Annotated in this window: 14 protein-coding genes; 2 read left to right on the forward strand and 12 right to left on the reverse strand. The window is 46.7% G+C overall.

Annotated elements, in window-relative coordinates; translation table 11 throughout:
- Nucleotides 1–283 precede the first annotated feature (283 nt).
- The 6 genes from ispH to murJ all read right to left on the reverse strand — a co-directional run bounded on the left by ispH (nt 284) and on the right by murJ (nt 7,646).
- Nucleotides 284–1,234: a 4-hydroxy-3-methylbut-2-enyl diphosphate reductase gene (gene ispH, locus OA79_RS15850; protein WP_063334217.1), complete on the reverse strand. Its 951-nt coding sequence runs from the start codon at nt 1,232–1,234 to the stop codon at nt 284–286.
- Complete coding sequence (fkpB, locus tag OA79_RS15855; RefSeq protein WP_063334218.1) at nt 1,231–1,662, reverse strand: FKBP-type peptidyl-prolyl cis-trans isomerase; 432 nt, start codon at nt 1,660–1,662, stop codon at nt 1,231–1,233. The genes ispH and fkpB overlap by 4 nt, the downstream gene beginning before the upstream one ends.
- Entirely contained in the window at nt 1,659–2,177 is a 519-nt protein-coding gene (gene lspA / locus OA79_RS15860) for a signal peptidase II (RefSeq protein WP_394183849.1), read from the reverse strand. Before lspA ends, fkpB begins: the two co-directional genes overlap by 4 nt.
- Entirely contained in the window at nt 2,170–4,992 is a 2,823-nt protein-coding gene (ileS, locus tag OA79_RS15865; protein ID WP_063334219.1) for an isoleucine--tRNA ligase, read from the reverse strand. Before ileS ends, lspA begins: the two co-directional genes overlap by 8 nt.
- 32 nt (nt 4,993–5,024) lie before the next feature.
- Nucleotides 5,025–5,954 (reverse strand): bifunctional riboflavin kinase/FAD synthetase, encoded by a 930-nt coding sequence (gene ribF, locus OA79_RS15870; protein WP_063334220.1) that lies wholly within the window; start codon nt 5,952–5,954, stop codon nt 5,025–5,027.
- Between the two features lie 123 nt (nt 5,955–6,077).
- Nucleotides 6,078–7,646 (reverse strand): murein biosynthesis integral membrane protein MurJ, encoded by a 1,569-nt coding sequence (gene murJ, locus OA79_RS15875; RefSeq protein WP_063334221.1) that lies wholly within the window; start codon nt 7,644–7,646, stop codon nt 6,078–6,080.
- Between the two features lie 238 nt (nt 7,647–7,884).
- Here murJ and rpsT point away from each other — a divergent pair, with 238 nt between their 5' ends.
- The gene (gene rpsT / locus OA79_RS15880; RefSeq protein WP_013797789.1) at nt 7,885–8,148 is read left to right on the forward strand and encodes a 30S ribosomal protein S20; all 264 of its coding nucleotides are present in this window, start codon (nt 7,885–7,887) and stop codon (nt 8,146–8,148) included.
- Nucleotides 8,149–8,210: 62 nt separating this feature from the next.
- Here the strand turns inward: rpsT and OA79_RS15885 are convergent, their stop codons facing one another.
- From OA79_RS15885 to rplU, 5 genes are all read right to left on the reverse strand, one after another.
- Nucleotides 8,211–8,573 carry a diacylglycerol kinase gene (locus OA79_RS15885; RefSeq protein WP_063334222.1) on the reverse strand — a complete coding sequence of 121 codons (363 nt, stop codon included), beginning with the start codon at nt 8,571–8,573 and terminating at the stop codon, nt 8,211–8,213.
- A gap of 12 nt (nt 8,574–8,585) precedes the next feature.
- Nucleotides 8,586–9,707 carry a glutamate 5-kinase gene (gene proB / locus OA79_RS15890; protein ID WP_063334223.1) on the reverse strand — a complete coding sequence of 374 codons (1,122 nt, stop codon included), beginning with the start codon at nt 9,705–9,707 and terminating at the stop codon, nt 8,586–8,588.
- A 26-nt stretch (nt 9,708–9,733) separates the two neighbouring features.
- Nucleotides 9,734–10,924, reverse strand: a complete 1,191-nt coding sequence (gene cgtA, locus OA79_RS15895) for an Obg family GTPase CgtA (protein WP_063334224.1) — start codon at nt 10,922–10,924, stop codon at nt 9,734–9,736.
- A 106-nt stretch (nt 10,925–11,030) separates the two neighbouring features.
- Nucleotides 11,031–11,288, reverse strand: a complete 258-nt coding sequence (gene rpmA, locus OA79_RS15900) for a 50S ribosomal protein L27 (RefSeq protein WP_063334225.1) — start codon at nt 11,286–11,288, stop codon at nt 11,031–11,033.
- A 36-nt stretch (nt 11,289–11,324) separates the two neighbouring features.
- Nucleotides 11,325–11,633 carry a 50S ribosomal protein L21 gene (rplU, locus tag OA79_RS15905; RefSeq protein WP_063334226.1) on the reverse strand — a complete coding sequence of 103 codons (309 nt, stop codon included), beginning with the start codon at nt 11,631–11,633 and terminating at the stop codon, nt 11,325–11,327.
- A 283-nt stretch (nt 11,634–11,916) separates the two neighbouring features.
- Between rplU and OA79_RS15910 the strand changes: the two genes are divergently transcribed.
- Nucleotides 11,917–12,897 (forward strand): polyprenyl synthetase family protein, encoded by a 981-nt coding sequence (locus tag OA79_RS15910; RefSeq protein ID WP_063334227.1) that lies wholly within the window; start codon nt 11,917–11,919, stop codon nt 12,895–12,897.
- Between the two features lie 30 nt (nt 12,898–12,927).
- On the opposite strand, the gene OA79_RS15915 is transcribed toward OA79_RS15910, so the two are convergent.
- Nucleotides 12,928–13,848 carry an alpha/beta hydrolase gene (locus tag OA79_RS15915; protein ID WP_063334228.1) on the reverse strand — a complete coding sequence of 307 codons (921 nt, stop codon included), beginning with the start codon at nt 13,846–13,848 and terminating at the stop codon, nt 12,928–12,930.
- Nucleotides 13,849–13,973 lie beyond the last annotated feature (125 nt).

Here is a 13,973-nt window from a genome sequence, read left to right on the forward strand (position 1 = left end):
TGAGCCATGATCAAACTCTTCAGTTAAAAAGCTTGCTCACTCAAATTCGAAACACTCACAATTTTACTTAATAAAGCGAATTGACGTGTTTGACTCTCGTAAGACTTCAATTTCTTTTTTGAAGCCCTAGCGAGCGCCCACACAAATTATCTGATTATCTATTTTAAAGAGCGTTGACTGCTTATTCGCTGTCAGTGGGGGCGTATAATACCGTCTGATTATTTTAACGCAAGTAGTTTTTTCATAAATTTCAGAAAAACTTCTTTTCCATAAAAAGAGTCGATCAGACTTCTACTATTCTGAGTTCTTTAGGCATAGAAAAGGAGACGTTCTCTTCTCTGCCTTGAAGTTCTTCTGGGGCCGAACCGCCCTCTGTAATGAGGCGATCAATCACCTCATTAACAAGCACTTCAGGCGCTGATGCACCAGCGGTAACACCAACACTCGTCACTCCATCCAACCAGTCATGTTGAATTTCGCTGGCATTATCTATTAGATGAGCCGTTGCCCCCATTCTTTCCGCCAGTTCTTTTAGACGGTTTGAGTTGGAACTGTTTACCGATCCAACCACTAAGACCAACTGCGATTCCTGCGCAAGGGTTTTCACCGCATCCTGACGATTCTGAGTGGCATAACAAATATCATCTTTCTTAGGCCCACGAATCAGTGGAAAATGCTCACGCAGCGCATCGATCACCACGGAAGTATCATCCATGGACAAGGTGGTCTGCGTCACAAAAGCCAATTGATCCGCATTCTGCACACGTAAACTGGCGACATCAGCAGGACTTTCTACCAGATAAATAGCGCCACCTTTTGAATCATCGTACTGACCCATGGTGCCTTCTACTTCTGGATGACCATCGTGACCGATTAAGATACATTCCATGCCATCACGAGAATATCTCAAAACCTCTAGATGAACCTTGGTCACCAAAGGACAGGTAGCATCAAACACTTTTAAGCCACGATTAGTCGCTTCATCCCTTACCGCTTTCGAAACCCCATGAGCACTAAAGATCACGATATTATCATCAGGCACTTGGTCAAGCTCATCAACAAACACAGCTCCGCGTGCTTTTAATGATTCCACCACAAATTTGTTATGAACCACCTCATGACGCACATAGATTGGCGCTTCGAACAAATCCAAGCAACGATTAACAATATCGATAGCACGATCTACACCCGCACAAAAGCCACGTGGATTCGCTAGCTGGATGGCAAAACTCATGCAGACTCCTCGACCTCAATGATCTGTACCTTAAAGGTCAATGTTCGACCGGCCAATGGATGGTTAAAATCCACCAGCACATCCTTTTCATCAATTTCTGCGATCACGCCCGGCAGTTCGTTTTTGCTCATGTCAGCAAAGGATACGACCATCCCTTCTTCGAGATCCATTTCAAACTGAGAACGTGGAATACGCTGTAAATTGCTCTCGTTATGGACACCAAAAGCTTTCTCGGGGGTCATGACAAAACTCGACTCATCACCCGCTTTCAAACCAAGTAAAGACTCTTCAAATGCGGGTAACAAGCTACCATCACCAAAGCGAAAACTGGCTGGCGCTTGCTCAAAGTTAGAGTCCACCACCTGCCCATCTTCCAAGGCCAATTCAAAGTGAAGGGTAATTTGGCTCTGCGCCGTAATTGAAGTCATTTTTCATCACCTTTTTTATCCGGGCCAATGACGCTTTCTAGCAACATCAAAATCACCCCAATCGTAATCGCACTGTCGGCTATATTGAAAGCCGGAAAATACCAAGACTGCAGCCAGTGGAATTGCAAAAAATCCACGACATGACCATACACAAGACGATCATATAAATTACCGATTGCGCCACCCAAGATCAGACTTAAAGACAACGCTTCAAGAAAATGAGTTTTCGCAATGTTAACCAAACGCCAACTTATACCGATCACCACCGCAATGGCGATGATTGAAAACAACCAACGCTGCCAACCACCCGCTTGCGCTAAGAAACTAAAGGCGGCACCAGTGTTGTAACGCAAGGTAAGATCAAACACCGGCAACACTGCGATCTCTTGCCCATAATGCAAGTTCGCTTCAACTAGCTGCTTAGTTATCCAATCCAACGCAAAAACAACCAACGCCAGCGCCCACCAGCGCTGGAGTTGTTGCCAGATATAAGTCAGTTTCATCTGATTAAGCATAAAGGCGCTCTTCGCCTTCTCCATCAGGCAAGTTACTGATACAACGATCACACAATTCAGGATGCGTCTCACGTTGACCTACTTCTTCTCTGTGGTGCCAACAGCGAACACATTTTTCGTTGGCGCTGGTCACAACAGATACTTTCAAGCCAGGCAATTCAGAATCAACAGCATCAGCAGGCGCTTGCGCCAATGGCAAGACTTTCACATCAGACGCAATCAGAACAAAACGCAACTCTTCACCTAAGCGATCTAACACATTCTGCAAAGTGTCATCACAATACAAGGTGATATCCGCACTTAAGCTGGCTTTGATCTTGCCTTCACTTCGAGCCGCTTCCAGTACTTTGTTGGTCGCGACTTTCGCTTCCAATACTTGCTTCCAGAAATCACGACCAAGCTCTTCCTCACCAGACAACTCAGTTAAACCTTCATACCAAGTTTCCAAAAGCACAGACTCGCCGTGCTCGCCAGGCAGTGACTGCCAGATCTCGTCGGCAGTGAAGCTCAATACTGGCGCGATCCAGCGAGTGAAAGCTTCCACAATGTGATACAAAGCCGTTTGTGCAGAACGACGCGCCAAACTGTCTGGCTGAGTCGTATACTGACGGTCTTTAATGACGTCTAAATAGAAGCCACCCAAGTCCACTGAACAGAAGTTTTGGATTTTCTGATTCACCGTATGGAACTGGTACTCGCTATAAGCTTCGTCGATCTCTTTTTGCAACTGCGCTGCACGATCTACGATCCAACGATCAAGAGCGATCATTTTTTCGCTCTCAACCATGTCTTTTGCTGGATCAAAACCATTCAAATTCGCCAACATGAAACGCGCGGTGTTACGAATACGACGGTAAGAATCCGCGACTCGCTTGAGGATTTCATCAGATACCGTCATTTCACCCGTGTAATCGGTTGCCGCCACCCACAAACGGATAATATCGGCACCCAACGTACTCATCACTTTCTGTGGTGAAACCACGTTACCCAAAGACTTAGACATCTTGCGACCGTCGCCGTCGACGGTAAAGCCGTGAGTCAATACACCCTTATAAGGCGGCACGCCACGAATCGCGATAGACGTTTTCAAAGACGACTGGAACCAACCTCGGTGCTGATCCGACCCTTCAAGATACAAATCTGCAGGGAAGCTCAACTCGTCACGCTGATCGATAACTGAGTAGTGTGTCACACCGGAATCGAACCACACATCCAAAGTGTCTGTCACTTTGCTGTATTTCTCAGCATCAGCACCAAGCAATTCAGCGGCATCTAGCTCGAACCAAGCATCAATGCCTTCTTTCTCAATTCGCAACGCCACTTCTTCGATTAGACGCGGCGTTTCAGGGTGCAACTCTTGCGTTTCTTTGTCGATAAATAGAGCGATTGGCACACCCCAAGTACGCTGACGAGACACACACCAGTCAGGGCTGTTATTCAACATCCCTTCCATGCGATTTTGTCCCCAGCTTGGCGTCCACTTAACACCTTTCACCGCTTCTTTGGCAGAATCCAACAAGCCCTTTTCATCCATGCTGACAAACCATTGTGGCGTGGCACGGAAAATCAAAGGCGTCTTAGTACGCCAGCAATGTGGGTAACTGTGGAAAATTTTAGATTCAAAGACTAACGCTTGATTGGCGTTCAAAGCCTCTAAGATCGCACCATCAACCTTGTACACGTGCATGCCAGCAAACTCACCCGCTGCATCAGAATACACGCCGTTATCTTGCACTAGGTTAATCGTACCTAGGCCGTTAGCGCGACCCACATTAAAGTCATCCACACCGTGATCTGGTGCCGTATGCACACAACCAGTACCCGCTTCCGTCGTCACGTGCTCACCTAAGATCAGCGGAATATCACGCTCAAAGAAAGGGTGATTCAACATACTGCTTGCCAATGACTGACCTTGTGCACGACCCACGATACGGAAACTTTCTTGACCGTAACGCTGCATGATGCTCGGCACCATGTCTTCCGCCATAACCAAGCGTTCTTTACCTTGACCCATATCCACTTCGACCAAAGCGTAATTGAACTCTGGGTGAATCGATACGGCCTGACTGGCAGGTAAGGTCCAAGGCGTCGTTGTCCAGATGACAACAGACACAGGACCTTCTCCCGCCACATCGGAGAATTTCGCTAAGAAAGCTGCTTCGTCTTGCGGTGCGTAACGCACATCCAAAGACAAAGACGTTTTATCTTGGTATTCCACTTCCGCTTCAGCCAAAGCAGAGCCACCAACCACACTCCAGTAAACTGGCTTAAAGCCCTTTACTAAGTGGCCGTTCTCGGCGATTTTGCCCAAAGCACGAACAATGTTGGCCTCTGTCTCGAAGTTCATGGTCAGATAAGGCTTTTCCCAATCCCCCATCACCCCTAGACGAATAAAATCTTTTTTCTGTTCTTCGATTTGCGTGTAAGCGTATTCACGGCATTTAGCTCGAAATTCTTTGAACGACACTTTGTCGCCCGCTTTGCCAATCATTTGCTCAACTTTGTGCTCAATTGGCAGACCGTGACAGTCCCAACCAGGAATATAAGGCGCGTCATATCCGCTCACGGTTTTCGATTTAACAATAATGTCTTTGAGGATTTTGTTAACCGCGTGACCAATATGAATGCTGCCATTCGCATATGGAGGGCCATCATGAAGAATAAATGGCTTACGACCTTTACTTACTTCGCGTACTTTCTGGTAAAGATCCATATCCTGCCAACGCTTCAGCATTGCAGGTTCACGTTTTGCCAAATCACCACGCATTGGGAAATCCGTGTTTGGCAAATTCAGTGTCGGTTTATAATCACTCATGGTTTATCGATTTATCCTCAAAGATCATCAGTTCACTGATTGCTGAAGAAGCGAATTGCCTCTTCTTTGTCACATTGAATTTGTTTTTCAAGCTCTTCCAAGCCAGACATTTTACGCTCTGCACGAACAAACAGACAGAACGTCACCTTGACATATTGATCATAAAGATCACCGTCAAAGTCCAGCAAGTGCACCTCTAAAATAGGTGTTTTACCTTGTACCGTTGGACGCACACCAATATTGGCAACGCCATCATATTCTTTATCATTGACCGCAAGACGAACTGCATACACACCTGACAAGGCTGGTTTCACCCCTTTCAAATGTACATTTGCCGTAGGAAAACCTAACTTACGCCCAAGCTGCTGACCGTGAATCACTCGACCACTTAATGTCACAGCGTGACCCATATTCGCTTCGGCGGCATGAATATCACCTTGCTCTAATGCCAAACGAACCATTGAGCTGCTCACGCGTTCGCCCGACGCATTCAACACAGACGGTGTATTTTCCACCTCAAAGCCATGTCGCACACCAAAGCCTCTCAGGTATTCAAAGTCCCCTTGGCGATCACAACCAAAGCGAAAATCGTCACCGACCACCAAATGCTTAACAGACAAGCCTTCCAATAAGATTTGCTGACAAAACGCCTGCGCATCCAACTGCTGCAGTTTGGGGTTAAACGGCATACACAAGACATAATCGATGCCTTGACCTTCCAGCCACTTCACCTTATCACGCAAACGGCCAATTCGCCCGGGTGCGGACTCTGGCGCAAAGAATTCTCTTGGCTGCGGCTCAAAAATCATAATCGCCGCTGGCGCATCATATTGTTTTGCCAGTGCTTTTGCTCTTGCCAAAATCGCACCGTGGCCTAAGTGAACACCATCGAAATTGCCGATCGTCAGCACGCAGGCCTTATGCCTTGGACGGATATTATGAATACCGCGTATTAACTCCATAGAACCCCGTACAGAACAATTAAAGATTAGCGTCAAAAAAATATTCGCGATTATATAGCAGTTCATGGATTGAAGGTAGGCCAGAACTTGCACAAGCTGTGCAAAAGCACCGCTAATAAAAACTCAATGTTTCATTATAGATGGTCGCAAACCCGCCATAATCGCCACCACACCATACACAGCCACACCAGAACAAACGATCAACAAGGTCTTAGCAATACGCTGAATGTCCGACATTTGCGTCCACTGCCACCCCATATTTTGGAACACATACAAACAGGCCGCCAAGGCCAACGTTGCGCAAATCAAAATCCGCAACAACACTCGCCACTGTATCGTAAACACATGATGCTTCGCCTTATACAGACCATACCAAAGCAAGAAAGCGTTCAATGCGGACGATAAACTGGTCGCCAAAGCCAATCCAACATGCCCAAGCGGCCATACCAAAATCAAATTGAACACCATGTTCGACACCATAGCGATGATGCCTATCTTAACCGGCGTTTTCGTATCCTGACGTGCATAATAGCCAGGCGCCAATACCTTAATCAGCATCATAAAGACCAACCCCAATGAATAGGCCTGTAAACTTTGCGCCGCCTTCTGCACATCACTCGCTGTCAGCTCACCACGATAAAAAATGGTCGCGATCAAAGGTTCCGCCAACATAAACAAAGCCAACGAAGACGGCACTGCGATTAACAGCAATAGACGCAACGCCCAATCCATCGTGTCAGAAAAACGAGACGCCTTACCGCCTGAAAAACTGCGTGACAAAGACGGCAAAATCACCGTACTGATGGCAATGGCAAAAATGCCAAGCGGCAATTCATACAAACGATCAGACAAATACAACCAGGTAATACTGCCCGTTTCTAAAAAGGACGCCAGTACCGTATCCAATAGCAAATTAATCTGCCCAACCGACACACCAAACAACGCAGGTCCGATCAAAATGAGAATCCGCTTCACTCCTGGATGACCAAACCCCATTCTAGGCATTGGCAATAATTTCAATCGCGCGAGGAAAGGCACTTGGAACAATAACTGAATCAAACCAGCAAAAAACACACCCCACGCCACGACCACTTCAGCCTGAGCGGCCGTGCGCGCAAACATCAAGGTCGCGACAATCAACGAAATATTCAGGAAAATAGGCGTAATGGCCGGCACTGCATACTCACCATGCGCATTCAAAATGCCGCCAGCTAAGGCCGTCAGAGAAATAAACAATAAATAGGGGAACGTGATCACCAGCAACTCAGACGCCAATTGAGCCTGACTGGCATTATCAACAAAACCAGGCGCAAAAACGTAAACCACCCAAGGCGCGCACACCATAAACAAGGCCGTCACACACAGCAGCACCAGCGTCAACGACCCTGTTACCGCCGCCACCAAGGCGCGCACGTCTTCATGCGCTTCTTTCACTCGATATTCACTTAATACCGGAACAAAGGCCTGCGCAAACGCACCTTCTGCAAATAAACGACGAAAAAAGTTAGGAATTTTAAAAGCAACATAAAAAGCATCGGCACTACCACTGGCCCCTAAAACAAAGGCCAAAGCCGCGTCTCTCACCAGCCCGAGAATACGAGAAAGAAAGGTACAAACCGAAACCAGCACCCCAGAACGCAATAAAGACAAAGAGTTACGCTTTTTACTGACACGAGAATCAAGTTCTGACATTTTGGCTTATGACACATCCCAATGATAAATTCCTACAAGAATAACACCTGCAAGGCCGTTAACGCAGCCATATATATAAGTTGTTTTCACGAATATTTGCAGAATAGGGTTGTGACAATGTGAAAAACTGGTAAAATCCGCCGCGAGATTTTAAAGTTTAAAACTTTGACATTAATTTCACGACAGAGCACTTTTTGCTGTGTCGTTTTTCATTTAGAAAACTTAAAGGAGCCAGACCGTGGCAAATTCCGCCGGTTCAAAAAAACGTGCGCGCCAGGCAATCAAACGTCGCGCTCACAATGGTAGCCTTCGCTCTATGGTTCGCACTTACTTGAAAAAAGTAGACGCAGCTATCGAAGCAGGCAATCAAGCTGAAGCACAAGCAGCTTACGTTCTAGCGACTTCAAAGCTAGACAAAGCGGCTAACAAAGGCCTATATCACAAAAACAAAGCAGCTCGTCATAAGAGTCGCTTGAGTGCTAAAATCAAAGCACTGGCCTAATCCCTATAAAAAAACCGGCTATGCCGGTTTTTTTATATCTGTTTTTGCCTTTCTTAAGTTTGCTAGCCAAACAAAATAACCAACCAAACTACTGCCGCCAAGATAAGCGCCAACATAACGGCCGCTGATCCCAGATCTTTTGCACGCCCAGACAATTCATGATGCTCATGGCTAATACGATCCACAATCGCCTCAACACTCGAATTCAGTGTTTCGACGATCAATACCACACCAACCGAAAAAATTAATACAGCACGCTCTAAACCACTGTCTCCTAGCCACAAAGCAAAGGGCAAAGAAACAAGAAACAGACACGCCTCTTGACGAAAAGCGGCCTCATGCTGCCATTGAGCACGCAACCCCTGATAAGAATACTTGGCAGCGCTTATCACTCGATTCAACCCTACTTTTCCCGGCTTAGCCATACATCCACTCCGCTAAATAATCACCAGATCATCTCGATGAATTAACTCAGGCTCACCTTCGTAACCCAATATTTCACCAATTTTTCCAGATGGCTTACCCAACAACTTTAACGTTTCGGCCACACTGTAATTCACCAAACCACGAGCAATTAAAGCGCCAGATTCATCCACACAAATCACCATGTCACCACGGGAAAAGGTTCCTTCTGCGTCCTTCACACCAACTGGCAGCAGGCTCCCCGCTTTACGCAACGCCCTCACCGCACCTTGATCCAACGTCAATGCGCCGCGACTCTTAAGATGACCCGCCAACCATTGCTTACGAGCCGCAATGGGACTGTTCTCTGGCAACAACCAGGTACCCAACACATTCCCCTGCGCCAGACGTAAAATCACATCTTCTTCACGGCCTGAAGCAATCAGAGTATCGGCACCAGAGCGCGCCGCCAAGCGCGCCGCACGCACCTTAGTCAACATACCACCACTGCCCAATACTCCCGCGCCACCGCTTGCCATCGACTCCAGTCGATCATCGGAAGCTGAAATATAAGAGATTAATGTTGCATCTTGATGATCGCGAGGATTTTTATCAAACAAACCCTGCTGGTCGGTCAAAATGATTAGGGCGTCCGCTTCGACCAGGTTTGCCACCAAAGCACCTAAGGTGTCATTATCACCAAAGCGAATCTCATCGGTTACAACGGTGTCATTTTCATTAACAATGGGTACAACACCTAAGCCAAGCAGAGTTCTCAACGAGGATCGTGCGTTTAAGTAGCGTCGACGGTTCGACAGATCATCATGAGTCAACAAGATTTGTGCCGTGCACAGGCCATGACTCTCAAAATGAGACTCATACACACCCACCAATTCCATTTGACCGACCGCAGCGGCCGCTTGCAGCTCATTCACTTGAGTGGGTCGAGTCACGAACCCCAACCGCTTCATGCCAGCCGCAATGGAACCAGAAGACACCAGAACCACTTCCTTACCCTGAGCTTTTAACTCAGCAATTTGTGCCACCCACAAACCAATGCGAGCCACATCCAATCCCTGTCCATCATTCGTTAATAAGGCACTGCCTATTTTGACAACGATGCGCTGCGCCTGTGCAATTTTCTCTCGTAATTCCATGATACTACTTATACTCACAATCCCGATTAACCAACGTATTCAACTTCTACATCGTAATCATCATCGTCAAAGTCATCATCATCCAATGCTTGACCCGCTTTACGACGTTTTTCACGCAACGATAGGATGCGATTACGACCCTCTTCATCAATCAAACAACGCATCGCTTCTTCTTTCTCTCGAGCTTCTTCGCTTTCTGCTAACAAGGTACGCTGCTCATCCAAGACCGTCATCAAGTCCAGACACAACACCTCTGTGCCTTCTCCAGAAATCGCCGAAACACGATACGTACGACCTTCCCAGCCCAGCGCATCAATAACACTTTGGCAACGCTCTTCTAGCTCGTCGTCTGGCACCATGTCTGTCTTGTTTAACACCAACCAACGATCACGCTGAGCCAAAGCCGGACTAAACTGCTCCAATTCATTAACAGCAATTTGTGCCGCCTCTGCTGGCGTCACTTCATCCCAAGGCGCTAAATCGACAATGTGCAAAAGAATACGGTTACGCACCAAATGCTTGAGGAATCGAATACCCAGACCCGCCCCTTCAGATGCCCCTTCAATGATTCCAGGAATATCCGCAATCACGAAACTCTGATGTTTTTTCACTTTTACCACACCAAGGTTTGGTACCAAGGTAGTAAAAGGATAATCCGCCACTTTTGGCTTCGCAGAGGACACGGAACGAATAAACGTCGACTTACCAGCATTAGGCAAACCTAACAAACCCACATCCGCCAACACCTTCATTTCCAACTTCAGCGTACGCTCTTCACCGACCGTACCTTTAGTGGTTTGACGCGGTGCACGGTTGGTACTGGATTTGAAACGCGTATTACCCAAACCACGATGACCACCTTGAGCCACCTTGAGCGTTTGACCTACTTTCACCAAATCACCCAGCGTCTCACCTGTATCTTCATCGATGACAGTCGTTCCTACCGGCACTTTGATCTCAAGGTCAGGGCCTTTCGCCCCGGTCATATCACGACCTTGGCCATTTTCACCACCTTCAGCGATGTACTTTTTCGTATAGCGAAAATCGATCAGCGTATTCAGTGACTCATCCGCCACCAACACCACACTGCCACCATTACCGCCATCACCGCCGTCTGGGCCACCTTTTGCGACAAACTTCTCGCGCCAGAAACTCAAACAACCATTACCGCCTTTACCTGCTCTTACGTAGATACTGGCTTCATCAACAAATTTCACAGAAACACCTCTTCGGTGGGTTATCTAGGTCAACAAACCTGATTATAGAATTCTTACAAAAAAAAAGCCCCGCGCTGCGGAGCTTTTTTTAATTTTTAGCAAATGATTAAGCCGCTACGACAGAAACTGTACGACGCTTAAACTTACCTTTTACTTCAAATTTCACTTGGCCTTCTGCAACAGCAAACAAAGTGTGATCTTTACCAACTTTAACACCTTCACCAGCGTGGAACTGAGTACCACGTTGACGAACTAGAATGTTACCTGGAATCACAACCTGACCACCAAAACGTTTGACACCTAATCGTTTCGACTCGGAATCGCGACCGTTACGAGTACTACCACCCGCCTTTTTGTGAGCCATGACTTACTCCTTAAATAAGTTAATTAACGCTAACGCTTAGTTAATACCAGTTACTTTCACTTCCGTGAACCACTGACGATGACCCATGCGCTTCATAGAGTGCTTACGACGACGGAATTTCAAAATTTTCACTTTGTCTCCGCGACCGTGAGAAACTACTTCCGCAGTTACTTTAGCGCCTTCTACAACTGGAGCGCCAACTTTTACGTCGTCGCCGTTACTCACAAGAAGAACGTCATTGAATTCAACAACACCGCCTTCTTCAACCGCAAGCTTTTCAACTTTAAGGGTTTGGCCTTCTTGTACACGGTATTGCTTACCGCCAGTTTTAATTACTGCAAACATGTTCTTCTCCAATAAGATCTACCCGGCTACTGAATTTGTATTTGACCTACTTCTAGTGGCCATCCATCTTCGTCCAATAAACACGAAAACCAACAACCATATGATAGGGAGCAAAATGTGGGCAAATCGGACGCAGGATTGTACAAAATCAACTCAATTAATACAAGGAAAAAGCAGAGTCTTTATACATTTTTCGTATTTTGGGTTGACCCTGACACAAGCCTTACCTAGCATGAGGCACACTTGCTGATCAGCTTGGGACTTTTATAGCTTCGGAAATTGCATGCAACCTATACAAATACACGATGTTGTGGCCAATGAATTTGGTCAAGTGAACGATTATATCGTCTCACAACTTAGTAGTGACATCCCTCTCATCGAGCAAATCGGCTACTACATTATCAGTAACGGCGGTAAACGCTTACGACCTCTATTGGTTTTATTAGCGGCCAAAAGCTGCTCAGAGCTAGCAGACGATAAGCTGAACAATGCCATTAAAATGGCAACCATCATTGAATTCATTCACACCTCGACTCTATTACACGACGATGTGGTTGATGAATCCGATATGCGACGCGGTAAAAAAACCGCCAATGAAGAATGGGGCAATGCGCCCAGCGTATTGGTTGGCGACTTCCTTTACTCTCGCGCTTTTCAGATTATGGTCGACGTTGGCAACATGCCCTGCATGGAGATTTTAGCCAAAACCACCAACATCATTGCCGAAGGTGAAGTTCAGCAGCTAATCAATTGTGGTGATCCAGACACCACCGAAGCCAGCTACTTAAAAGTGATTCAATACAAAACCGCCAAACTGTTTGAAGGCGCGGCGTTATGCGGCGCAGTGGTAGCGGGAGCCAACGTAGAACAACAAGAAGCCTTGCGGTTATATGGCATGTACGTGGGAACCGCCTTCCAATTAATCGACGATGTCATGGATTACACCAGCACGGCTGAAGAAATGGGCAAAAGCGTCGGAGACGACCTTTCCGAAGGGAAGCCCACTCTGCCGCTTATCTACACCATGAAACACGGTGCAGACGATGCGAAAGAACGCGTTAGACAAGCGATTTTAACTGGCGGTCTAGATCAATTGGAAGAGATCATCAATGACGTTCGCCATTGCGGTGCGATAGATTACACGCAACAGCAAGCTCAACAACAAGCGGACTTGGCCATCGAAGCCATTCAACCCTTGGCAGAATCTGAGTACAAAGACGCTCTGATCGCCCTCGCTCACGCCTCAGTTAAACGCCGTAATTAGTTAGGCCAGTGCATCAGGCTTAGTCAAAAATTAAACGACTGAGCCTGATGCATTCGGTCCATCGGCTTGCAACACATCCATAACGACCTGCGCGGCCAATGCCGAATCTTGTTGCATAAAGCAGTGCCCACCTTCCACTTCAATCAAATGAATGTTGGCATTTAATTTGGCACACAAACGATAAGCCTCTTTGAAATAATCAAAGGTATCTTTGCCCAACACTATGTAGGTTGGCACCGAAATTTGCGCGATTTTTTTCCACAAACCTTTTGGATAGCTTGAAAAAATCGCCGCCTCCATCCACGTTGGACACCTTAATTGATAATGGCCTTTTTCATCCTGCAATAACGAAGAGCCAATGTAATCTTCTAAGCACTCAGCTTCCCAGCCTTTAAAGGTACCGCGTTCATAAAAACTTTTATGAACTTGAGCATGGCTCTCCCATTGCGTCCGGCGGCGTTTGGCTTGTTTCGCCAGCGGAATATGGCGACTCAGCCCCGCTAATTTCACACCACGCATCATCCAAATCAGGCGTGGCGGAAACAACGCCGGATCCAACAAAATCATACGACTAAATATGGGTTCATCTCGCTGATTCATTAACGCGGTCATACAACCACCAAAACTGTGGCCCATGCCAATCAACTCTGAACTCGGCTCCAGCACTCGACGCTGCGACAAGGATTGGGAAAATCGAGCCGCTGTCTCATTCCAACCGACAAAGCCTTTCGTAATAGAAGATCCTCCATGCCCGGCCGCGTCTTGCAAAATTAAGTTATAGCCGGTTAATTGAGACAAAAAACGAGCATAAGTCTGCACAGCAAAGCCATTACCATGCAAAAAATGAATCGTCGGCTGATTCCTATCTTCATATCGAGAGTAGCCCTGTAGATGACCATCAGACAATTCATGCTGCCAGGTTGATAAAGTTAACGAGTCTTCTCGATCCATATAAAGCTCAATTATCCACACAAAGAAAACGCAAATACTAACAGAAATCCAGCAGTGAACAGATTCTCAGCGCCATTTTCATCGAAAAACTCTTTACTGCTGAGTGTTTTTCGATCTGTTGACGG

It is taken from the genome of Marinomonas sp. TW1, assembly GCF_001625355.1.
In the GTDB taxonomy this organism is placed as follows: domain Bacteria; phylum Pseudomonadota; class Gammaproteobacteria; order Pseudomonadales; family Marinomonadaceae; genus Marinomonas.

What these genes read in the sequence shown, in the direction of transcription:
- ispH (WP_063334217.1), bottom strand. Translation starts at nt 1,234, where the DNA reads ATGAGTTTTGCCATCCAGCTAGCGAATCCACGTGGCTTTTGTGCGGGT.
- fkpB (WP_063334218.1), bottom strand. Translation starts at nt 1,662, where the DNA reads ATGACTTCAATTACGGCGCAGAGCCAAATTACCCTTCACTTTGAATTG.
- lspA (WP_394183849.1), bottom strand. Translation starts at nt 2,177, where the DNA reads ATGCTTAATCAGATGAAACTGACTTATATCTGGCAACAACTCCAGCGC.
- ileS (WP_063334219.1), bottom strand. Translation starts at nt 4,992, where the DNA reads ATGAGTGATTATAAACCGACACTGAATTTGCCAAACACGGATTTCCCA.
- ribF (WP_063334220.1), bottom strand. Translation starts at nt 5,954, where the DNA reads ATGGAGTTAATACGCGGTATTCATAATATCCGTCCAAGGCATAAGGCC.
- murJ (WP_063334221.1), bottom strand. Translation starts at nt 7,646, where the DNA reads ATGTCAGAACTTGATTCTCGTGTCAGTAAAAAGCGTAACTCTTTGTCT.
- OA79_RS15885 (WP_063334222.1), bottom strand. Translation starts at nt 8,573, where the DNA reads ATGGCTAAGCCGGGAAAAGTAGGGTTGAATCGAGTGATAAGCGCTGCC.
- proB (WP_063334223.1), bottom strand. Translation starts at nt 9,707, where the DNA reads ATGGAATTACGAGAGAAAATTGCACAGGCGCAGCGCATCGTTGTCAAA.
- rpmA (WP_063334225.1), bottom strand. Translation starts at nt 11,288, where the DNA reads ATGGCTCACAAAAAGGCGGGTGGTAGTACTCGTAACGGTCGCGATTCC.
- rplU (WP_063334226.1), bottom strand. Translation starts at nt 11,633, where the DNA reads ATGTTTGCAGTAATTAAAACTGGCGGTAAGCAATACCGTGTACAAGAA.
- OA79_RS15910 (WP_063334227.1), top strand. Translation starts at nt 11,917, where the DNA reads ATGCAACCTATACAAATACACGATGTTGTGGCCAATGAATTTGGTCAA.
- OA79_RS15915 (WP_063334228.1), bottom strand. Translation starts at nt 13,848, where the DNA reads ATGGATCGAGAAGACTCGTTAACTTTATCAACCTGGCAGCATGAATTG.